The sequence below is a fragment of the Microbacterium gorillae genome, assembly GCF_000826185.2.
In the GTDB taxonomy this organism is placed as follows: Bacteria; Actinomycetota; Actinomycetes; order Actinomycetales; family Microbacteriaceae; genus Microbacterium; species Microbacterium gorillae.
Genome location: NZ_LN648874.1, coordinates 611,231 through 631,941, shown reverse-complemented (window position 1 = coordinate 631,941; position 20,711 = coordinate 611,231). Strand labels below are relative to the sequence as shown.

Here is a 20,711-nt window from a genome sequence, read left to right as displayed (position 1 = left end):
GGAGGGAGGCCGGAAGCAGCGTGACGGACAGGTGGGTGGGGGGTGTGGTTGTTGTGTTGAGAGAAGATGATGGGGGGGGGGGGGGGCGGCTGCCGATCGCTTTCCCCCACGGTACGTGTCGACGCATACCGCGGAACGCATACGAGCATCCCCGACCGGGACCAGAAAGGCCCGGTTACGAGAATGCGGACCGCGCGGGCGGTGAGCACGACCCGTCCGACACGCGGAGAGGATGAACGGCGGCCGCTCTTTCCTAGACTGGTCAGATGGCTGTCCCGACGTCGCGGTCCGGGGAGTTCGGCGGCGAGGTCCTGCGGATTCCCGGGTTCGCGCTGTTCTGGAGTGCGGCGACGCTCCGGGCGTTCGGCGGCACGATCGCGGGGGTCGCGATGCAGGTCGTGCTCGTCGCGATCCTCGGGGCGGATGCGGCGCAGGTGGGGCTGTTCAGCGCGCTCGGCGTCGTGCCGTATTTCCTGTTCGGCTTCGTCATCGGTGCGCTGATGGACCGCTGGCGGCGGCAACGCACGCTCGTCTGGGCCAGCATCGGTCGTGCCCTGGTCCTGGCGATCATCCCGATCCTGCTGCTCACCGACACGCTCACGTTCGCCGTGCTGACGGTGTTCGCGGTCGTGCTCGGACTGCTGACCATGTTCACCGACTCGGCGTCCCAGCCGCTGCTGCCGCAACTGGTCCCACGCGATCAGCTGGTTGCCGCGAACGCTCGGCTCGGGCAGAGCGGCACCGTGGCCGAGACCGCGGGGCCGGCCCTCGGCGGCGTGCTCATCAGCTGGCTCGGAGCCCCGCTGCTGTTCCTGATCGACGCGGTCATCAGTGCGATCGCGGCGATCCTGCAGTCCCAGATCCGGGTAGACGAACCGCCCGTGCCCGCCCGCGAGCCCGGACGGCACCTCGGCCACGACATCGTGGAGGGGATGCGTTTCACGTACCGGCACCGCACGCTTCGACCGCTGGCGCTGTCGGTGCACATCTGGTTCCTCGCCAACGCGCTGGCCGCGACACTGTTCGCTCTCTACGCCCTGGACGAGCTCGCCCTGCCCGCGTGGGCCTTCGCCCTCGCTGTGGCGGCGGGCGGCGTCGGTGGTCTGATCGGCGCCCTCATCGCGCCGCGGCTCGGAGCCCGGTTCGGAGCGGGGCGGGCGATCCTCGCGGGGAGGGTGCTGGCGGTCGTCCCGTGGGTGGCGCTCGCGGTGCTGCCGCTGACACCGTCCGCCGGCGTCGGAGTGCTCACGGTGGTCGTCGGTGCGGCGCAACTGCTGTACGGCCTGTCCATGGGGATCGAGGACGCGAACGATTCCGGCTACCGCCAGGCGGTCGCGCCCGACCACCTGCAGGGACGGATGAACGCGACGATCCGCACCGTCAACCGCATGGTCTTCTTCGTCGGTGCGCTCCTCGCCGGGCTGCTCGGCACACTGATCGGCCTGCGCTGGACCTTCGGGATCGCCGCCGTCATCTTCGGGATCGCCGCCCTCGTGGTGTTGCTCTCGCCCCTGCGCACGGCCCGCCACGGCGATCACGCCGGCTGACTCCGGGCACAGCGGCGGGGCACGTGCCGGACACGCCGGGCGCACGACGTGCCCGCCCGGCGTGTCCGAATCCGGCCCCGCCGCCGTGCGCGCCGCCGTCCCGAGACAGCACCCCCGTTCGGCAGGGGCCGGGGCCGGGAACAGCGGATATCCTGACCGCGGGAGTGGCGATGACGACACCGAACGAGCGTGAGCAGACCCTGATCGGGTCCGTCCAGCGCGCGCTCTCGCTCGTCGACATCGTCGCCAACCAGGCGCGTCCGATGCCCGTCAAGGCGCTCGCCGCGGCATCCGGCCTGACTCCCGGCACGACGTACAACCTCGTGCGCACCCTGATCCACGAGGGGTACCTCACCGCCGAACCGGACGGGCTGGTCCTCGGCGAACGCTTTCCGGCGTTCCGCAGCGAGAGCCGGGAGCGCGGGGTCTTCCTCTCCCGCGTCCGGACGGTGCTGAACGCCGTCACCGACGACGTCGGCGCGACCGCCTACCTGTCCCGGTACGACGACGGCGAGGTGCACCTGGTCGACATCGTGGACGCGCGCCACAGCCCGCGGGTGGAGCTCTGGGTCGGCCTGCACGACAGCGCGCACGCCACTGCGCTCGGCAAGCAGATCCTCGCCGAACTGCCCGCCGACGAGCGCCAGGACTACCTCTCCCGCCACGACCTGGAGACCCTCACTCCGCACACGATCAGCGACCGCCGGACGCTCTTGCAGCAGCTCGACCACGCCGAGAACTGGACCGTGGACCGCGAGGAGTACGCCATCGGCTACACCTGCATCGCGGTGCCGGTGGCGGCGCCCGGCCTCACCGCCGCGCTCGCGGTGTCCGTTCCGACGCCCGAGCGAGACGAGCGGCTGCCCGAGATCGTCCGGAGCCTGCGGAGCGCGGCCGGACGCCTGTCACTGCAACTCGGCGCGGACCGGTTCGGGCAGTTCACCATCTGAAATCCGCGGCCTGCCGATCCTGCTGGTCGCTTCGTAGCGTGAGGGCACCGGGCATCACCGTCGATGCCCCAGAACCAGGAGGCGATCATGGCCGACACTTCCGGGCTCACCGCGCAGAGCAGGCGCGACCTGCTCAGCATGATGATCCTGATCCGGACCTATGAAGAGGCGATTCTGCGCGAGTACCACGCGGACAAGTCCCCCGGATTCGACATCGGTGCCGGCCTCGTGCCGGGCGAGATGCACCTGTCCGCGGGGCAGGAGCCCGTCGCCGCCGGCATCGGCGCACACCTGCGCGAAGGTGACGCGCTCACCGCGACGCACCGTCCGCACCACGTCGCGATCGCGCACGGCGTGGACCTGCGCCGCATGACGGCGGAGATCTTCGGGCGCGAGGACGGCCTCGGCCGCGGTCGTGGTGGGCACATGCACCTGTTCGACCCGGACCGGCACTTCTCCTGCTCCGGCATCATCGCGGAGGGTCTGCCGCCGGCGCTCGGCCAGGCCTTCGCCCTGCGGCGAGCCGGGACGGACGGCGTCGCCGTCGCCGTCACAGGTGAGGGCGCGGCGAACCAGGGCGCGTTCCACGAGTCGCTGAACCTCGCCGCGCTGTGGAAGCTGCCGGTCGTCTTCGTCGTCGAGGACAACGACTGGGGCATCTCGGTGCCGCGCTCGGCGTCCACCTCCGTGCCCTCCAACGCCGCACGCGCTGCGGCCTACGGGATCCCGGGTGTGCGCGTCGAGGACAACGCCGTCGAGGCCGTCCACGCCGCCGTCGGCGCGGCCGTCGCCCGCGCCCGGGCGGGCGAGGGGCCGAGCCTGATCGAGGTGCACACCCTGCGCCTGTGGGGGCACTTCGAGGGAGACGCGCAGGGCTATCGCCCGGATCTCGAGGGAGCGCCCGGTCGTGACCCGATCCCGACCTACGTCGCCGCGCTCGTCGCCGACGGCGTCCTCACCGAGGCCGACGTCGCCCTCATCCGCACCGGTGCCGCCGAGCGCGTCGAGGACGCCATCGCGTTCGCCAAGGCCTCTCCCGTCCCGTCGCCCGACGACGCCCTGAAGTACGTCTTCACGGAAGGAATCCCCGCATGAGCATCACGATCGAGAACACCGACACCCTGCCCGTCGAGCCGGAACCGGGGCGGCGGAAGCTGTCCACGGCGAAGGCCGTGTCGGAGGCCATCGCCCAGCAGATGCAGCAGGACGAGAACGTCTTCGTGATGGGGGAGGACGTCGGCTCCTATGGCGGCATCTTCTCCGCCACCACGGGCCTGTTGGACGAGTTCGGACCGGACCGGGTGCTGGACACCCCGATCTCGGAGACCGCATTCATCGGCCTCGGCATCGGCGCCGCGGTCGAGGGGCTGCGTCCGGTCGTCGAGCTGATGTTCGTGGACTTCTTCGGCGTCTGCATGGATCAGATCTACAACCACATGGCGAAGATCCACTACGAATCCGGCGGCAACGTCCGGGTCCCGATGGTCCTGATGGCGGCCACCGGCGGCGGCTACTCGGACGGCGCCCAGCACTCGCAGAGCCTCTGGGGCACGTTCGCGCACCTCCCCGGGATGAAGGTCGTCGTGCCGTCCAACCCGTACGACGCGAAGGGGCTGATGACGGCCGCGATCCGGTCCGACGATCCGGTGGTGTACCTGTTCCACAAGGGCGTCATGGGCCTCGGCTGGATGAAGAAGAACCCGCGCTCGATCGGCGCGGTCCCGACCGAGGCGTACGAGGTGCCGATCGGCAAGGCGCGCGTCGCCCGGGAGGGGACGGACGTCACGATCGTCACGCTGTCGCTGTCCGTGCACCACAGTCTGGACGTCGCCGAGAAGCTCGCCGAGGAGGGCATCAGCGTCGAGGTGATCGACCTGCGCAGCCTCGTCCCGCTGGATCGCGACGCCATTCTGGAGTCCGTGCGCAAGACCGGGCGTCTCGTGGTCGTGGACGAGGACTACCAGTCCTTCGGCGTCACCGGTGAGGTCATCGCGTCGGTCGTGGAGCGCGAGCCCGGCGTTCTCACCCACGTCAGCCGCGTCGCGGTTCCGGACGTTCCGCTGCCGTACGCGCGTGAGCTGGAGTACGCCGTCCTCCCGACCCCGGCCCGGATCGAGGCGGCCGTCCGCGAGGCGGTCGCGAAATGACCGACGTCGTCTTCCCGGAGATGTCCGGGGACGCGGACCAGAAGGGTGTCATCGTCACCTGGTTCGTGGACAACGGGGAGACCGTGGTCGAGGGCGACATGATCGCTGAGATCGCGATGGACAAGGTCGACATGGAGGTGCACGCCGCCACGGCCGGCACCATCACCACCCTCGTCCCAGAGGAGACCGAGGTCGCGCAGGGGGATGTGATCGCTCGCATCGAGTGAACACGGACGAGGGCCGGGGCGACGAGCGTCCCGGCCCCGGGAAGCACGAAGGGGCGTCACCGGATGGTGACGCCCCTTCGTGCTTGTCAGTGCGTGCGTCCGGACAGGACGGCCTGCTTGACCTCGGCGATGGCCTTGGTGACCTCGATGCCACGCGGGCACGCCTCGGTGCAGTTGAAGGTGGTGCGGCAGCGCCACACGCCCTCCTTGTCGTTGAGGATGTCCAGGCGAACGTCCCCGGCCTCGTCGCGCGAGTCGAAGATGAAGCGGTGCGCGTTCACGATCGCGGCCGGACCGAAGTACTGGCCGTCGGTCCAGAACACGGGGCAGGACGAGGTGCACGCGGCGCACAGGATGCACTTGGTGGTGTCGTCGAAGCGCTCGCGCTGCTCGATCGTCTGCAGACGCTCCTTGCCCGGCTCCGCAGCGGTCGTCGGCTGCAGGAAGGGCTGGATCTCGCGGTAGGAGGCGAAGAACGGCTCCATGTCCACGATCAGGTCCTTCTCCAGCGGCAGACCCTTGATCGCCTCGACGTAGATCGGCTTGGAGATGTCCAGGTCCTTGATCAGCGTCTTGCAGGCGAGGCGGTTGCGACCGTTGATGCGCATGGCGTCCGAACCGCAGACACCGTGAGCGCAGGAGCGACGGAAGGCGAGCGAGCCGTCGACGTCCCACTTGATCTTGTGCAGGGCGTCCAGCACACGATCGGTGGGGTACATCAGCACGTCGTAGTCGACCCAGCGCGGTTCAGCATCCTGCTCCGGGTCGAAGCGGCGGATGATGAAGGTGACGGTGTAGGCCTGGATGCCGGAATCGGCAGCGGGGGCCTCGGCGACAGCACCGGACATCAGTACTTCCTCTCCATCGGCTGGTAGCGGGTGACGACCACGGGCTTCCAATCCAAACGGATGTGGTCGCTGGCGTCCGACGAGTGCGGGTCGCCGGACAGGTACGCCATCGTGTGCTTCATGTAGTTCTCGTCGTCGCGCTTGGGGAAGTCGTCGCGCATGTGACCGCCACGGCTCTCCTTGCGGTTGCGCGCGGTGTGCACGACCACCTCGGCGAGGTCGAGCAGGAAGCCCAGCTCGATCGCCTCGAGCAGGTCGGTGTTGTACCGCTTGCCCTTGTCGTCGACGTAGATGTTCTTGTACCGCTCGCGCAGCTCCTCGATCGTGCCGAGCACGTCGGACAGGGAGTCCTCGGTGCGGAACACCTGGGCCTTCATGTCCATCTCGTCCTGCAGCTTCTTGCGCAGGTGCGCGATGCGCTCGGTGCCCTTGGCGGTGCGGACCGACTCGACCATGTCCGTCACGAACTTCGCGGGGTTCTCCGGAAGCGGCACGAACTCGGCCGTCTGGGAGTAGGCCACCGCGTTGCGGCCGGCGCGCTTGCCGAAGACGTTGATGTCCAGCAGCGAGTTGGTGCCGAGGCGGTTCGAGCCGTGCACGGAGACGCAGGCGCACTCGCCGGCGGCGTACAGACCGGGAACGACGGTGTCGTTGTCCGCGAGGACCTCGGCGTCGTTGTTGGTCGGGATGCCGCCCATCGCGTAGTGCGCGGTCGGCATCACCGGCACCGGCTCGGTGACCGGGTCGACGCCCAGGTACGTGCGGGCGAACTCGGTGATGTCCGGGAGCTTGGTCTCCAGGACCTCGGCCCCGAGGTGCGTGCAGTCCAGGTAGACGTAGTCCTTGTGGGGACCGGCGCCACGACCGTCCAGCACCTCCTGGACCATCGATCGCGCGACGATGTCGCGGGGAGCGAGGTCCTTGATGGTGGGGGCGTAGCGCTCCATGAACCGCTCACCCGAGGCGTTGCGCAGGATCGCGCCCTCGCCGCGGGCACCCTCGGTGAGGAGGATGCCGAGGCCGGCCAGGCCGGTCGGGTGGAACTGGAAGAACTCCATGTCCTCCAGCGGCAGCTTCTTGCGCCAGATGATGCCGACGCCGTCACCGGTCAGGGTGTGGGCGTTGGAGGTGGTCTTGAACATCTTGCCGAAACCACCGGTGGCGAAGATGACCGCCTTGGAGTGGAAGACGTGGATCTCACCGGTGGCGAGCTCGTACGCCACCACACCGGCGACCTGCGTGTCCTTGCCCTCGCCGACCGTGATCAGATCCAGCGCGTAGAACTCGTTGAAGAAGTTGATGCCGAGGCGAACGCAGTTCTGGTAAAGCGTCTGCAGGATCATGTGACCCGTGCGGTCGGCGGCGTAGCACGCGCGACGGACCGGGCTCTTGCCGTGGTCACGCGTGTGCCCACCGAAGCGGCGCTGGTCGATCTTGCCCTCGGGCGTGCGGTTGAAGGGCAGGCCCATGTTCTCGAGGTCGATGACCGCGTCGATGGCCTCCTTCGCGAGGATCTCAGCCGCGTCCTGGTCGACGAGGTAGTCGCCACCCTTGACGGTGTCGAACGTGTGCCACTCCCAGGAGTCCTCTTCCACGTTGCCGAGCGCGGCGGCCATGCCGCCCTGAGCGGCGCCCGTGTGCGAGCGCGTCGGGTAGAGCTTCGAGATGACCGCGGTGTTGGCGCCGGGGCCGGCCTCGATCGCCGCGCGCATGCCGGCGCCACCGGCACCCACGATCACGACGTCGAACTGGTGGTAGTGCACGCCGTCGACGACGCGCGATGATGCAGTCTCGTTAGTCACTTTGCGGTGTCTCCGTCGCTCACTTGGTCTGGCACAGTTCCCACAGCGTGCTGTCGCTCGTCACGCCCAGGCAGGGGTCGAAGGTGACGATGACGAGCGTGCCGAGGATGATCAGGACGGCCGCGGCCAGCCAGATCGCGGTGATCAGGACCTTGCGGACGGTGGCGTGGGTCACGTAGTCGTTCGTGATCGTGCGCATGCCGTTCGCGCCGTGGATGAGGGCCAGCCAGAGCATCAGACCGTCCCAGACCTGCCAGAACGGGGTGGCGTACTTGCCCGCGACGAACGCGAAGTCCACCGCATGGATTCCCTGGCCGACCATGAGGTTGACGAACAGGTGACCGAAGATGAGCACCACGAGCACGACGCCCGAGATGCGCATGTACATCCAACCCCACTTCTCGAGGTTGATGCCGGTGTGGCGGGGCGTGTGCGGTGCGCGGGGCATCGCCAGCATGTCAGCGGTCATCAGTGTCCCCCTCCGAACGCGAGCATCAGATGCCGCGGAACGAAGCCCAGCATCGTGATGACCCACAGGCCCAGCACGCCCCAGAACAGGTACTGCTGGTACTTCGCACCCTTGGACCAGAAGTCCACGATGATGATGCGCAGCCCGTTGTAGGCGTGGTACGCGATCGCACCGACCAGGGCGACCTCACCGAGGGCCATGATCGGGTTCTTGTACGTGCCGATGACGGCGTTGTAGGCCTCGGGGGAGACGCGGATGAGTGCTGTGTCCAGAATGTGGACCAGCAGGAAGAAGAAGATCGCGACACCGGTGATGCGGTGCAGAACCCATGACCACATGCCTTCGTGGCCCCGATACAGGGTTCCGCGCGGCGTCTTCGATGTGGTCTCGGATACCGACGGTGTCAAGCGAGTGCTTGCGGACACGGTCGTCCTCCCTGATCGATGTTTGTGCGCGGGCGCAAACGACGCGCGGGCGCTGTACGGCTCATCTTATGCCCGCTGGGAGACTCCTGCGAGCCAGGTCACCCTTACGAACGTCGTGGTCGAAGGCCGCGCGGTCCGTGTCCGGGTACGGTGGCAGGCATGAACGCCGAGATCGACGACTTCTACGCCGTGATCCCCGCCGGGGGAATCGGGAGCCGCCTCTGGCCACTGTCCCGAGCCGATGCGCCGAAGTTCCTCCACGACCTCACCGGGTCCGGACACTCGCTGCTGCGTGACACGTGGGACCGCCTGCTGCCGCTGACCGGACCGGACCGGATCGCCGTGGTCACGGGTCGCGCGCATCGTGCCGCCGTGGAGGGGGAGCTGCCGGATCTGACCGACCAGAACATCTTCCTGGAGTCCGAACCGCGCGACTCGTCGGCGGCGATCGGACTGGCCGCCGCGATCCTGCATCGGCGCAATCCGAATGTCGTCATCGGCTCCTTCGCCGCCGACCACGTCATCATCGGTCCGCGCGTGTTCCAGATGGCCGTTGAGCAGGCGGTGGCGACCGCGCGAGCCGGATACATCGTCACGATCGGCATCCAGCCCACCGAACCGGCGGTCGGGTTCGGCTACATCAAGCGCAGCACCGACGAGCTGGTCGTCGACGGCGCACCCGAGGCGACCCTCGTCGAGCACTTCGTGGAGAAACCGGATCTGGAGACGGCCAAGGCGTACCTCGCCGAGCGCACGTACCTTTGGAACGCGGGCATGTTCATCTCGCGGGCGGACGTCCTGCTCGATCAGTTGGCGCGCACGAAGCCGGAGCTGCATGCCGGTCTGCTGGAACTGGCCGAGGTGTGGGATGACCGCGACCGGCGTGGCCCCGCGGTTGACCGCATCTGGCCGAAGCTGGAGAAGATCGCGATCGACTACTCCGTCGCGGAGCCCGCCGCGGAAGCGGGGCGTCTCGCCGTGATCCCGGGGCACTTCGATTGGGACGACGTGGGGGACTTCGCCAGCCTCGCCAAGCTGATGTCCCGGGGGCGCCCCGATGACTTCGCGATCCTCGGGTCCGGAGCGCGGGTGCTCACGGATGCGTCCAGCGGAATCCTGGTGAGCCAGACCAAGCGCGTGATCTCCGTCGTCGGCGTGCGCGACATCGTCATCGTGGACACTCCGGACGCTCTCCTGGTCACGACGAAGGAGCAGGCCCAGCGGGTGAAGGGTGTTGTGGACGCTCTCAAACTCACGGGCCGCGGCGACGTCCTCTGACCGCGGGGGTGAGCGGGCCCGTGCTCATCTGCGCACAGCCATCGAGGCGCCGTGCGCGTCTGTGCGACGGCGAACCGCTTTTGTAACCATTCGGCAACCAAGCCGCGCCGGGCGTGGGAACGCGGGCGTCACAGAGGGTAACTTTTCGGATGCTCCCGTGAAGTGCGCGGGGCGGAACCGTGGAGGCCCTGAGTGACCATCTCAACCACCAAGAAGCTCGCCGGAGTCGTCACCGCCGCCGGCCTTCTCGTCGCCCTTGCCGGTTGTGGCTCGGCGCCCACCGACAACAAGACGGGCGCGGCTGAGAAGCCGGCTGACAGCAACTTCAAGCCCTGCATCGTCTCCGACGACGGTGGCTGGAACGACAAGTCCTTCAACCAGTCCGCCAAGGAGGGTCTGGACAAGATCTCCAGCGAACTCGGTGTCAAGGCCGTCGAGCTGCAGTCCGACTCGGCGAACGACTACGCCCCCAACATGGAGGAGCTGGTCAGCCAGAACTGCACGCTGATCATCACGGTCGGCTTCAACCTGGCCGCGGCGACGGTCGACTCGGCCAAGGCCAACCCCGACATCAACTACGCGATCATCGATGACTCCGCGGACGTCGACGGCGACGGCAAGACCGACGCCCCGAACATCAAGCCCCTGCTGTTCGACACGGTCCAGGCCGCGTACCTCGGCGGCTACGCCGCGGCGGCATGGTCCGACCAGGAGGGCGTCAACAAGGTCGGCACCTTCGGTGGCATGCAGATCCCGCCGGTGACGATCTTCATGGACGGCTTCGTCGACGGCGTGAAGAAGTTCAACGAGGACAACAACAAGAAGGTCGAAACCGTCGGCTGGGACGTCGCGAAGCAGAACGGTGCCATGACCGGTGGCTTCGCCGCCAACGACACCGCCAAGCAGACCGCGCAGACCCTGCTCGACCAGGGCGCCGACGTGCTGCTCCCGGTCGGTGGCCCGATCTACCAGTCCGCCGCCGCCGCCATGGGCGAGGGTGACGTCATGCTCGGTGTCGACTCGGACGTCGCCGTCTCCGACCCGTCGGTGGCCAGCAAGGTGCTCGTCTCGATCATGAAGCGCATCGATGAGTCGGTGTACGCCGTGGTCAAGGATGCCGCCGCGGACAAGTTCGACGCGACGCCGTACGTCGGCACGCTGGAGAACGACGGCGTCGGCCTGTCCAGCTTCCACGACTTCGAGTCGAAGCTGCCGGCCGGCCTGACCGACAAGCTCGACGAGCTCAAGAAGAGCATCATCGACGGCTCGATCAAGGTCACCTCGGTCTCTTCGCCGAAGGCCTGACCCACTCCCGGATGCGGCCGGGCGGAATCCTCCGCCCGGCCGCATCTGTCGTCCTCCGTACCTCCTGAGTAGGGTGATCATCTATGAAGCTCGAGCTCCGCGGCATCACCAAGCGGTTCGGCCCGCTCGTCGCCAACGACCACATCGACCTCGTCGTCCAGCCCGGAGAGATCCACGCGCTGCTCGGTGAGAACGGCGCCGGAAAGTCCACCCTGATGAACGTCCTGTACGGCCTGTACCAGGCCGATGAGGGTGAAATCCTGCTCGACGACAAGGTGCAGGCCTTCGCCGGCCCCGGGGACGCGATGGCGGCCGGCATCGGGATGGTCCACCAGCACTTCATGCTGATCCCCGTCTTCACCGTCGCCGAGAACGTGATGCTCGGCCACGAGGAGACCAAGGCCGGCGGCATCCTCGACCTGGCGGCCGCGCGCGAGCACGTCCGCTCCGTCGCCGCACGGTTCGGTTTCGAGATCGACCCGGACGCCATCGTCGGCGATCTGCCGGTCGGTGTGCAGCAGCGCGTGGAGATCATCAAGGCCCTCTCCCGCGACGCCCGAGTCCTGGTCTTCGACGAGCCGACCGCGGTGCTGACGCCTCAGGAGACGGACGAGCTGATGGCGATCATGCGTCAGCTGCGCGACGAGGGCACCGCCATCGTCTTCATCACCCACAAGCTCCGTGAGGTCCGCGAAGTGGCGGACCGCATCACGATCATCCGCCTGGGCAAGGTCGTCGGACAGGCAGAGCCCACCGCGAGCAACGCCGAACTGGCGTCCGCAATGGTCGGTCGCGCCGTCGAGCTGACCGTGCACAAGGGAGCACCGAACGTGCGCTCGGGCGGTCTGCGCGTCGCCGACCTGTCGGTGCAGACCCCCACCGGGGCGCTCGTGGTCGACCACGTCAGCTTCGACGTCCACCCGGGCGAGGTGCTCGCGATCGCCGGTGTCCAGGGCAACGGTCAGACCGAGCTCGTTGAGGCCCTGGTCGGCATGCAGCAGCGCGTCACCGGAACCGCGGACCTGGACGGCGTGACCCTCGTCGGCAAGAGCGTGCGCGCCGTGCTGGACGCCGGCGTCGGCTTCGTCCCGGAGGATCGCAATGAGGACGGCCTGGTCGGCACGTTCTCGATCGCCGAGAACCTCATGCTCGATCGCTCCAGCGATCCGGCCTTCATCTCCGCCGGAACGATCCGCCGCGGATCGCTGGACGAGTTCGCCCGCGACCGCATCTCGGAGTACGACATCCGCACGCAGGGGCCGGACCAGGCCGCGGCCGCGCTGTCCGGTGGTAACCAGCAGAAGGTCGTCATCGCCCGGGAGCTCAGCCGCGAACTGAGACTGCTGATCGCCTCGCAGCCCACCCGCGGTGTCGACGTCGGTTCCATCGAGTTCATCCACAAGCGCATCATCGAGACCCGCGACGCCGGTGTCCCGGTGGTGGTGGTCTCCACCGAGCTCGACGAGGTCACGCAGCTCGCGGACAAGATCGCGGTGATGTACCGCGGACGCATCATGGCCATCGTGCCGGCGGACACGCCGCGCGACGTGCTCGGCCTCCTCATGGCCGGAGAGAAGGACGCAGCATGAGCGACGACAAGCTGACCGGACGCTCGGACCCGCTCGCCGACGGCCCCACCGCCGCGGCGGAAGCCGTCGCGGGGGACCGGAACGTGCCCGGGGGCATCGCCGACACCCGTGCGGCGCTGGCTGCCGAGACGCCTCCCGGCGAGCGTCCGGAGCGGATTCCGAACGTCTCGAACACCGTGATCCGGGAGATCCTGCGCGGCAGCGTCGTCACGACGATCCTCGCGATCGTGGCGGCCTTCATCATCGGCGGCATCCTGATCGCGGTCACCGATGACAACGTGCAGAAGACGGCGGGCTACTTCTTCGCCCGCCCCGGTGACATGCTCGCCGCCGTCTGGCACGCGGTCTCCAACGGCTACTACGCGCTGTTCCGCGGCTCCATCGTCGACCCGCAGGCACAGAACTTCATCCGGTTCATCCGGCCGTTCACGAACACGCTCAGCTTCGCGGTGCCCCTGATCCTCGCCGGTCTCGGCGTCGGTCTGGCCTTCCGCGTCGGTCTGTTCAACATCGGTGCGCAGGGGCAGATGCTCATCGCCGGCGTCTTCGCCGGTTTCCTGTCCTTCCAGATGGACCTGCCGATGTGGCTGCACATCCCGCTCACCATCATCGTGGCCGCGCTCGGCGGAGCGCTCTGGGGCTTCATCGCCGGGTTCCTGAAGGCGCGCACGGGCGCGCACGAGGTGATCCTGACGATCATGTTGAACTGGATCGCCCTGAACCTCGTGGGCTTCCTGGTTCGCACCCCCGGTCTGCAGAAGCCCGGCTCGAATCAGTCGCAGTCGGTCCCGACGCCGGAGAGCGCGCAGCTGCCGCCGCTGTTCGGACCGCAGCTGCCGGGCCTGAACGTCGGCCTGGTCGTCGTCATCATCATCACGATCATCGTGTGGTGGCTGATGGAGCGTTCGGCCCTCGGCTTCCGGATGCGGGCGGTGGGACAGAACCCGCTCGCCGCGCGTGCCGCAGGAATCAGCGTGCCGCGCATGTACGTCTACGCCATGGTGTTCGCCGGCGCCCTCGCCGGTGTGGCCGGCTCCTACCAGGTGACCGTGGTGACCACGTCCGGATTCAACAACGCGTTCGACGCCGGCATCGGCTTCTCCGCGATCACGGTCGCGCTGCTCGGACGCTCGCGGGCCGGCGGCGTGTTCGCCGCCGGGCTCCTGTTCGGCGCGCTGAAGGCCGGTTCGTTCGGCATGGCCGGGCAAGGCATTCCCGCCGAGATCGTCACGGTGGTGCAGTCGATCATCGTGCTCTTCATCGCGGCGCCGCCGCTGGTGCGTTCGATCTTCTTCCTCCCGAAGACGGACGTCGAACTCGCCGCGATCGCCCGCGCCAAGTCGGAGCGAGCCGCGAAGAAGGCCTCCAAGCAGAACGAGAAGGTGGTGTCCGCATGACCGCCGCGCAGACGACCGTGTCCGCCCCGCCCCCCGAGGGCGCGGTCGTCCGGGCCCCGCTGAAGCTGAAGGTGCCGATCGCGCTCACCGTGGTGCTGGTGCTGCTCGGCCTGCTGCTGACGCTCGCGCCCCGGTCCGGAACCGCGGTGTACGCCCTGGATCCCACCAAGAAGGCGCAGCGGATCGACATCACGCTGGGCGACCTGCCGGTCCCCGCGGATGCCACGATCGCCGTCGTGATGGTCATCCTGGTGCTGATCACGGCCTGGTGCTGGTTCGCAGCGCTGACCCGGCGTTCGGCCGGAACCTGGGCGCCGACGGTGTTCGCCGTGCTCGCGGTGTTCGCCTTCATCACCTGGGCCGCCGCCGGTGCGTCCGGCCGGGTGCCCGTGGTCGGCCTGCTCGGTGGAGCGCTCTCGCTCGCCGTGCCCCTGGTCTTCGGCGCCCTGGGCGGCATCATCGGTGAGCGCGTCGGCGTCGTCAACGTCGCCATCGAGGCGCAGTTCCTGCTCGGCGCGTTCTCCGCCGCGATCGCCTCGACCATCACCAAGAACCCCTACGTCGGGCTCATCGGTGCCATGATCGGCGGTGTTCTGGTCGCCTTCGTCCTGGCCGCCTTCGCGATCAAGTACCTCGTCGAGCAGGTGATCATCGGTGTCGTGCTGAACGTCCTGGTGCTGGGTCTGACGAGCTTCCTGTACCAGATCGTCCTGGTCCCGAACACGGCGGCGCTGAACTCGCCGGTGTCGTTCGAGAGCATCAAGATCCCGCTGCTGGGTGACATCCCGATCATCGGGCCGATCCTGTTCAACCAGCCCTTCATCGTGTACCTGATGTACATCGTCGTGCCGCTGGTCGCCTTCAGCCTGTACCGCACTCGCTGGGGTCTGCGCGTGCGGGCCGTGGGTGAGTATCCGAAGGCCGCCGACACGGTCGGCATCAAGGTCAACCCGACCCGGTTCTGGAACGTGCTGCTGGCGGGTGCGCTGGCCGGCATCGGTGGCGCGTACTTCACGCTCGCGTCCGTGCCGACGTTCACCCAGAACATGACCAACGGCCTCGGCTTCATCGCCCTCGCCGCCGTCATCTTCGGCCGCTGGGACCCGGTGCGCGCGACGTTCGCGGCGCTGCTGTTCGGCTTCGCGCAGAACCTGCAGAACACCTTCACGGCGCTCAGCTCGCCGGTGCCGAAGGAGTTCCTGCTGATGCTGCCGTACATCGTCACGCTGATCGCGGTCGCCGGTTTCGTCGGTCGCATCCAGGGGCCGGCCGCATCCGGCAAGCCCTACATCAAGTCCTGACATTCGAGCGCGGCCACGAGCCGCCGAGGAGGAACTCACCATGGACATCGATTGGGATGAGCTGCGCACCGCAGCCACCGAGGCGATGGGCAAGGCCTACGTGCCGTACTCGCACTACCGGGTCGGTGCCGCCGCTCTGGTCAGCGACGGACGCATCGTGTCCGGCTGCAACGTGGAGAACGCCTCCTACGGTGTGACGCTGTGCGCCGAGTGCGGGCTGGTTTCGGCCCTGCACCTGTCCGGCGGCGGCAAGCTCGTCGCGTTCGTGTGCGTGGATGGCGACGGCCAGACCCTGATGCCGTGCGGTCGCTGTCGCCAGCTGCTGTTCGAGCACGCCATCGACGGCATGCTGCTGGAGACGGTGTCCGGGATCCGCACGATCGATGAGGTGCTGCCGGACGCGTTCGGTCCCCGCAACCTCGAGGAGGCCGCGCGATGAGCGTTGAGCCGTTCGACGCCGTCGACGTGATCAGCGCCAAGCGCGACAAGCACCCGGTTCCGGATGACGCCCTGCGCTGGATGGTGGACGCCTTCACCCGCGGCTACGTCTCGGACGCGCAGATGTCCTCCTTCGCCATGGCGATCCTGCTGAACGGCATGAGCCGGGAAGAGATCCGTGTCATGACCGACGCGATGATCGCGTCCGGCGAGCGGATGAGCTTCGACGGCCTCGGCAAGCCGACCGTGGACAAGCACTCCACCGGCGGCGTCGGGGACAAGATCACCCTGCCGCTGGCACCGCTGGTGGCGTGCTTCGGGGTCGCCGTGCCGCAGCTGTCCGGCCGTGGTCTCGGCCACACCGGCGGCACGCTGGACAAGCTCGAATCCATCCCCGGCTGGCGCGCGTCGCTGAGCAACGAGGAGATGTTCGAGCAGATGCGTTCCGAGGTCGGCGCGGTGATCTGCGCCGCCGGTTCCGGTCTCGCCCCTGCGGACAAGAAGCTCTACGCCCTGCGGGACGTGACCGGCACGGTCCAGGCCATCCCGCTGATCTCCTCGAGCATCATGTCCAAGAAGATCGCCGAGGGTACGGACGCGCTCGTTCTGGACGTGAAGTTCGGTTCCGGTGCGTTCATGCAGGACATCGACAAGGCGCGGGAGCTCGCGCGGACGATGGTCCAGCTCGGTACCGACTCGGGCGTGCACACCACCGCGCTGCTGACCGACATGGGCACCCCGCTGGGGCTGACCATCGGCAACGCGAACGAGGTCCGTGAGTCCGTCGAGGTGCTCGCCGGCGGCGGACCCGCCGACGTCGTGGAACTGACGGTGGCGCTCGCCCGCGAGATGCTGACGCTCGCCGGTCGTCCGGACGCCGACGTGGAGGCCGCACTGGCCGACGGTCGCGCGATGGATTCCTGGCGCGGCATGATCGCCGCTCAGGGTGGAGATCCGGACGGTGCGCTTCCCGAGGCGCGCGAGACCCACACCGTGACCGCATCGCGGTCCGGGTACGTCACCCGCATGGAGGCCCTGCCGTTCGGCATCGGCGCGTGGCGCCTGGGAGCCGGACGCGCTCGGGCCACCGACGCCGTCGTGCACGCCGCGGGCATCGACCTGCACGCCAAGCCGGGGGACCGCATCGAGGCCGGTGCTCCGTTGTTCACGCTGCTCGCGGACGACGCGGCGCGCTTCGAGCGTGCGCTGGAGGCCGTCGAGGGCGCGTGGGAGATCGCCGACGACGCGCCCGAAACGCACCCCCTCGTGCGCGAGCGAATCACCGCGTAGTCTGCGGCTGACCCCCTCTCACTGCTCCGGAAGGACCCGGCATGACCATCGATGCCTCCGGCGACGTCAGCATCGACGGCGTCTCCCTGCGCTCCCTGCCGAAGGTGTCGTTGCACGACCACCTCGACGGTGCGATCCGTCCGGCCACGATCATCGAGCTGGCGCGGGATGCGGGCGTCGACGCACCCGCCGCCGACGCCGATGGGCTCGTCGCGTGGATGCTGCAGCAGACCTCCGGTGGCTCGCTGGAGTCCTACCTCGAGGTCTTCCGCCTCACCACCGACGTCACGCAGACGCGCGAGGCGCTGGTCCGGGTGGCGCGGGAGTACGTCGAGGACCTGGCCGCGGACGGCGTCGTGTACGGCGAGGTCCGCTGGGCCCCGCAGCTGCACGTCGCCGGTGGCCTCTCCCTCGAGGACGCGGTGGACGCCGTGCGCGAGGGGCTCGAAGCGGGGGAGGACGCCGCGTCGGCGCGGGGTCACGACATCCGGGTGAACCAGCTGCTGTCCGCCATGCGCAACCAGGACGACGCGGTGAGCGTCGCTCGGCTCGCGGTCGCGAACCGCGGCGAGGGCGTGGTCGGGTTCGACATCGCCGGTCCGGAGGCCGGGTATCCCGCGTCCGGCCACCGCGAGGCGTTCGACTACCTCGCGGAAAACTTCTTCCCCACCACGGTGCACGCCGGCGAGGGGGACGGCGTCGAGTCCATCCGCAGCGCACTCGTGGACGGCCGTGCCATGCGCCTCGGCCACGGCGTGCGCCTGGCCGAGGACCTCACCATCGTGGACCGGGACGCCGAGGAGGTGCGCGTCCAGTTCGGTGACGTGGCCCGCTGGGTCCGGGACCGGGAGATCCCGCTGGAGCTGTCGCCGTCCTCGAACGTGCAGACCGGTGCGATCGCGGAGTGGGGCGACCAGATCGCCGACCACCCGTTCGACCTGCTCTACCAGCTCGGCTTCGCGGTGACCGTGAACACCGACAATCGGACGATGAGCCGTACCTCGCTGACGCGTGAGCTGGCTCTGCTGGTCGAGGCGTTCGGCTACGACCTCGAGGACATCGAGGCCTTCCAGCTCAACGCCGCCGCGGCCGCCTTCCTCTCCGTCGAGGAGCGCGAGGAGCTCATCGAGATCATCGGCGAAGGCTTCGACGTCTGACCCGCTGCGACCCCACCCCGGGTCGCTCCCACTCGTGACACTTTCGCGCGAGTGGAGCTGCCGCGATCGGGAGCATCCCCGCTGTCGCTCACTCCTGCGACACTTCCGGGCGCTGGGAACTGTCGCGATTGAGAGCGATGGCGCGGGTCCTCCCCAGGACGGGGCGCGTGTCGGGTGCTCCGGATGCGCCGCGCGCACGTCTGGCAGGGCTCGCTGCGGAGCACTGTCAGGGGATGACGATTCGTTCCAGTCCGTTCGGCCACGAGGCGTTCTCGCTCGCGGAGGGGAGCGTCGCCGGGATCCCGCCCGGGTCCTTGCGCGGGCCGCGGTTCGCGCGGCCGTACCGTGGCGTCAGACAGTGGGCCGACGCGGAGCTTCCGGACGGTGAGCGGGAACGGACGGAGGCCCTGTGCCGCCGCTATGTGCCCCGGTTGTTGCCCGGGCAGTTCTTCAGCCACACCACCGCGCTCCGACTCTGGGGTGCGCCGTCGCCGCCCGGGGCCACCGAGGTTCTGCACGTCGCCGCGATGATGCCCGCCCAGCCGCCCCGCACCCGCGGCGTGATCGGCCACCGGCTGCGGCCCCGGGAGAGCGGGCTGCCGCACGACGGCGCTCTGCCCGTGGAGCAGCCCGCCCGGGCCTGGGCGCAGTCCTGCGGATTGTGGAGTGGCGACGCGATGATCGCGGCCGCCGATCATCTGATCCATCGCTCGCGGCGGCTGGTGACGCTCGATGATCTCGCGGTGGAACTCAGCGCCAGTCACCGCGGGCGGTTCCGTCCGTTGCTCGCCGAGGTGCGAGACGGGGCCGAGTCACCCAAGGAGACCGACCTGCGTCTGCTCCTTTGCCGGGCCGGTCTTCCGGAACCCGAGTTGAATCCGGATGTGTTCGACGCGCACGGGACCTTCATCGCTCGCCTTGACCTCGCCTTTCCGCGGTGGCGCGTCGGCGTCGAGTTCGACGGCCGGCAGCATGCCGACGATGCAGCTCAGTTCCAACGGGATGCGGACCGGTGGGATGACATCCGCGATGCGGGGTGGGTCCTGGTTCGGGTGCTGAATCATCACCTCACCGGCGACGGTCCAGGCGTCGTGGCGCGCGTGTCCCGCGCGCTCTGGGCCGCGGGATGGCGCCCCGGAGACACCGCCTGACGTTCGCCGCGCTGCCGTTGCTCCCAAAGCGGATGCTCCCACTGCCGACAGTTCTGGACGGGGCGGTCTCAAGCGGCTAGTGCAACACCGGTGATGTTCTCGAAGAGTACTTCGCGGGGTTTGCGCCAGTCCAGGATGTGTCGGGGGCGGCGGTTGAGGAGGCGTTCTGCTTCGGTGAGATCGGCGTCGGTGACGTGGTTGAAGTCGGTGCCTTTGGGGTAGAAGTCGCGGATCAAGCCGTTGACGTTCTCGTTGGTGGGGCGTTGCCAGGGCGAGTGCGGGTCGGCGAAGAATACGGGGCATCCCGTCGCGATGGTGAAGTCTGCGTGGCGGGCCATTTCGGTGCCTTGGTCCCACGTGATCGAGGCGAACAACGTCTCCGGGAGGCGTTCGATCATCTGTTGCAGAACATCGATCACGGTCGTGGAATCGTGGCTGCCGGGGAGCCGGCCGAGCATGACGTAGCGGGAGCGTCGCTCGATCAGGGTGATGATGCCAGAGTTGTTCGGCCCGACGACGAGATCCCCTTCCCAGTGCCCCGGAACGGCCCGATCAGCGGCCTCCGCGGGCCGTTCACTGATCCGTGCTCCGTCGAGCCACGGCCGGCTGTCGCGACGGGGAAGCTTGGATTGCGGTTTCCTGCCGGCGCGTCCGGAACGAAGGGCCTTGGCAACGGTGAGCTCATGCCGCAACGTCCCGTAGCCCTGAACGTAGAGGGCTTGGTAGATCGTTTCGTGAGACACGTGCATCTCCGGCCTGTCGGGGAACTGCGTCTTCAGCTCGGCCGCGACCTGCTGCGGAGAGAGCTTGTCGTTCAAGCGTGCCACGACCGCGTCTCGGAGCACGGGATCGTCCAGCCGTCGGGGTCGGACTCGTTCCCGGTCTCGCAGCGCGACCTGATGAGCGGCTTCCGCGTGATACCGCCACTGACCGGCATGGAATTTCACACGGTGAGCGCGCAACTCTCGCGAGATCGTCGAGGGCGCCACCCCCAGCTCGCCCGCGATCTTCCGAATCGACACCGGTGGTCTCAGCCCCCGCGCGGCCTGCACGAAGGCACGATCAGCGAGCGTCAATCGCCGATACGAACGCCCCACCGGCGGCGCGACGCGCTCCGCGTCCACACGAGGTCCTCGAACACCACCACCGCGTCCCCTGACCAACTCCATGCCCGCGAGTCTGGCCCACAACGACACCCCGTAGCGCGATACCCCGAGACCCTCCGCCGCCTCGATCGTCGATGCGCCACGCGCCAATCGAGACAAAGCCACCGACCACACACCCCACTCCACAGCAACCTCCTCAAACGAGGTGTTGCGCTGACCACCTGAGACGGCCCGGCTCGAGTTGCCGAAGTCGGGAGCGACGTCGGGATGCTCTGAGCCGCGGC

General features: G+C 68.5%; 19 protein-coding genes. 14 read left to right on the top strand and 5 right to left on the bottom strand.

The genetic code is table 11. The features are described from left to right. Window positions 1-266 precede the first annotated feature (266 nt). From BN1193_RS08940 to BN1193_RS08920, 5 genes are all read left to right on the top strand, one after another. Window positions 267-1,547, top strand: coding sequence for an MFS transporter (locus tag BN1193_RS08940; RefSeq protein WP_052460581.1), 1,281 nt, complete (start codon window positions 267-269; stop codon window positions 1,545-1,547). A 170-nt stretch (window positions 1,548-1,717) separates the two neighbouring features. Next, on the top strand, window positions 1,718-2,497 hold the full coding sequence (locus BN1193_RS08935; RefSeq protein ID WP_040165531.1) for an IclR family transcriptional regulator: 780 nt from the start codon (window positions 1,718-1,720) through the stop codon (window positions 2,495-2,497). A gap of 87 nt (window positions 2,498-2,584) precedes the next feature. Further along, window positions 2,585-3,592: a thiamine pyrophosphate-dependent dehydrogenase E1 component subunit alpha gene (locus BN1193_RS08930; RefSeq protein ID WP_040165792.1), complete on the top strand. Its 1,008-nt coding sequence runs from the start codon at window positions 2,585-2,587 to the stop codon at window positions 3,590-3,592. Continuing rightward, entirely contained in the window at window positions 3,589-4,644 is a 1,056-nt protein-coding gene (locus BN1193_RS08925) for an alpha-ketoacid dehydrogenase subunit beta (protein WP_052460580.1), read from the top strand. Before BN1193_RS08930 ends, BN1193_RS08925 begins: the two co-directional genes overlap by 4 nt. Beyond that, a complete protein-coding gene (locus BN1193_RS08920) occupies window positions 4,641-4,871 on the top strand; it encodes a biotin/lipoyl-containing protein (protein ID WP_040165530.1) in 231 nt (76 codons plus the stop codon). Before BN1193_RS08925 ends, BN1193_RS08920 begins: the two co-directional genes overlap by 4 nt. 86 nt (window positions 4,872-4,957) lie before the next feature. Here BN1193_RS08920 and BN1193_RS08915 read toward each other — a convergent pair whose 3' ends face one another. From BN1193_RS08915 to sdhC, 4 genes are read right to left on the bottom strand one after another with little or no spacing between them, the layout of a single operon-like run. Further along, the gene (locus BN1193_RS08915; protein WP_040165528.1) at window positions 4,958-5,719 is read right to left on the bottom strand and encodes a succinate dehydrogenase iron-sulfur subunit; all 762 of its coding nucleotides are present in this window, start codon (window positions 5,717-5,719) and stop codon (window positions 4,958-4,960) included. Beyond that, window positions 5,719-7,521 carry a succinate dehydrogenase flavoprotein subunit gene (gene sdhA, locus BN1193_RS08910; protein ID WP_040165526.1) on the bottom strand — a complete coding sequence of 601 codons (1,803 nt, stop codon included), beginning with the start codon at window positions 7,519-7,521 and terminating at the stop codon, window positions 5,719-5,721. The genes BN1193_RS08915 and sdhA overlap by 1 nt, the downstream gene beginning before the upstream one ends. 19 nt (window positions 7,522-7,540) lie before the next feature. After that, window positions 7,541-7,990, bottom strand: a complete 450-nt coding sequence (locus BN1193_RS08905; protein WP_040165524.1) for a succinate dehydrogenase hydrophobic membrane anchor subunit — start codon at window positions 7,988-7,990, stop codon at window positions 7,541-7,543. Beyond that, window positions 7,990-8,415 (bottom strand): succinate dehydrogenase, cytochrome b556 subunit, encoded by a 426-nt coding sequence (gene sdhC, locus BN1193_RS08900; RefSeq protein WP_094770366.1) that lies wholly within the window; start codon window positions 8,413-8,415, stop codon window positions 7,990-7,992. Before sdhC ends, BN1193_RS08905 begins: the two co-directional genes overlap by 1 nt. 159 nt (window positions 8,416-8,574) lie before the next feature. Here sdhC and BN1193_RS08895 point away from each other — a divergent pair, with 159 nt between their 5' ends. The 9 genes from BN1193_RS08895 to BN1193_RS08855 all read left to right on the top strand — a co-directional run bounded on the left by BN1193_RS08895 (window position 8,575) and on the right by BN1193_RS08855 (window position 19,321). Further along, window positions 8,575-9,693: a mannose-1-phosphate guanylyltransferase gene (locus BN1193_RS08895; RefSeq protein ID WP_040165521.1), complete on the top strand. Its 1,119-nt coding sequence runs from the start codon at window positions 8,575-8,577 to the stop codon at window positions 9,691-9,693. 192 nt (window positions 9,694-9,885) lie between these two features. After that, complete coding sequence (locus tag BN1193_RS08890) at window positions 9,886-10,998, top strand: BMP family lipoprotein (RefSeq protein ID WP_040165519.1); 1,113 nt, start codon at window positions 9,886-9,888, stop codon at window positions 10,996-10,998. A gap of 83 nt (window positions 10,999-11,081) precedes the next feature. Further along, on the top strand, window positions 11,082-12,587 hold the full coding sequence (locus BN1193_RS08885) for an ABC transporter ATP-binding protein (protein ID WP_040165518.1): 1,506 nt from the start codon (window positions 11,082-11,084) through the stop codon (window positions 12,585-12,587). Next, on the top strand, window positions 12,584-13,984 hold the full coding sequence (locus BN1193_RS08880) for an ABC transporter permease (RefSeq protein WP_094770365.1): 1,401 nt from the start codon (window positions 12,584-12,586) through the stop codon (window positions 13,982-13,984). Before BN1193_RS08885 ends, BN1193_RS08880 begins: the two co-directional genes overlap by 4 nt. Beyond that, window positions 13,981-15,285 carry an ABC transporter permease gene (locus tag BN1193_RS08875; protein ID WP_040165517.1) on the top strand — a complete coding sequence of 435 codons (1,305 nt, stop codon included), beginning with the start codon at window positions 13,981-13,983 and terminating at the stop codon, window positions 15,283-15,285. The genes BN1193_RS08880 and BN1193_RS08875 overlap by 4 nt, the downstream gene beginning before the upstream one ends. A 40-nt stretch (window positions 15,286-15,325) precedes the next feature. Next, window positions 15,326-15,724, top strand: a complete 399-nt coding sequence (locus BN1193_RS08870) for a cytidine deaminase (protein ID WP_040165516.1) — start codon at window positions 15,326-15,328, stop codon at window positions 15,722-15,724. Continuing rightward, window positions 15,721-17,013, top strand: coding sequence for a thymidine phosphorylase (locus BN1193_RS08865; RefSeq protein ID WP_040165514.1), 1,293 nt, complete (start codon window positions 15,721-15,723; stop codon window positions 17,011-17,013). The genes BN1193_RS08870 and BN1193_RS08865 overlap by 4 nt, the downstream gene beginning before the upstream one ends. A gap of 41 nt (window positions 17,014-17,054) precedes the next feature. Then, entirely contained in the window at window positions 17,055-18,170 is a 1,116-nt protein-coding gene (locus tag BN1193_RS08860) for an adenosine deaminase (RefSeq protein WP_040165513.1), read from the top strand. Between the two features lie 233 nt (window positions 18,171-18,403). Continuing rightward, the gene (locus BN1193_RS08855; protein ID WP_052460579.1) at window positions 18,404-19,321 is read left to right on the top strand and encodes an endonuclease domain-containing protein; all 918 of its coding nucleotides are present in this window, start codon (window positions 18,404-18,406) and stop codon (window positions 19,319-19,321) included. A 68-nt stretch (window positions 19,322-19,389) separates the two neighbouring features. Here the strand turns inward: BN1193_RS08855 and BN1193_RS08850 are convergent, their stop codons facing one another. Beyond that, window positions 19,390-20,490 carry an IS30 family transposase gene (locus BN1193_RS08850; protein ID WP_094770364.1) on the bottom strand — a complete coding sequence of 367 codons (1,101 nt, stop codon included), beginning with the start codon at window positions 20,488-20,490 and terminating at the stop codon, window positions 19,390-19,392. Window positions 20,491-20,711: the final 221 nt, after the last annotated feature.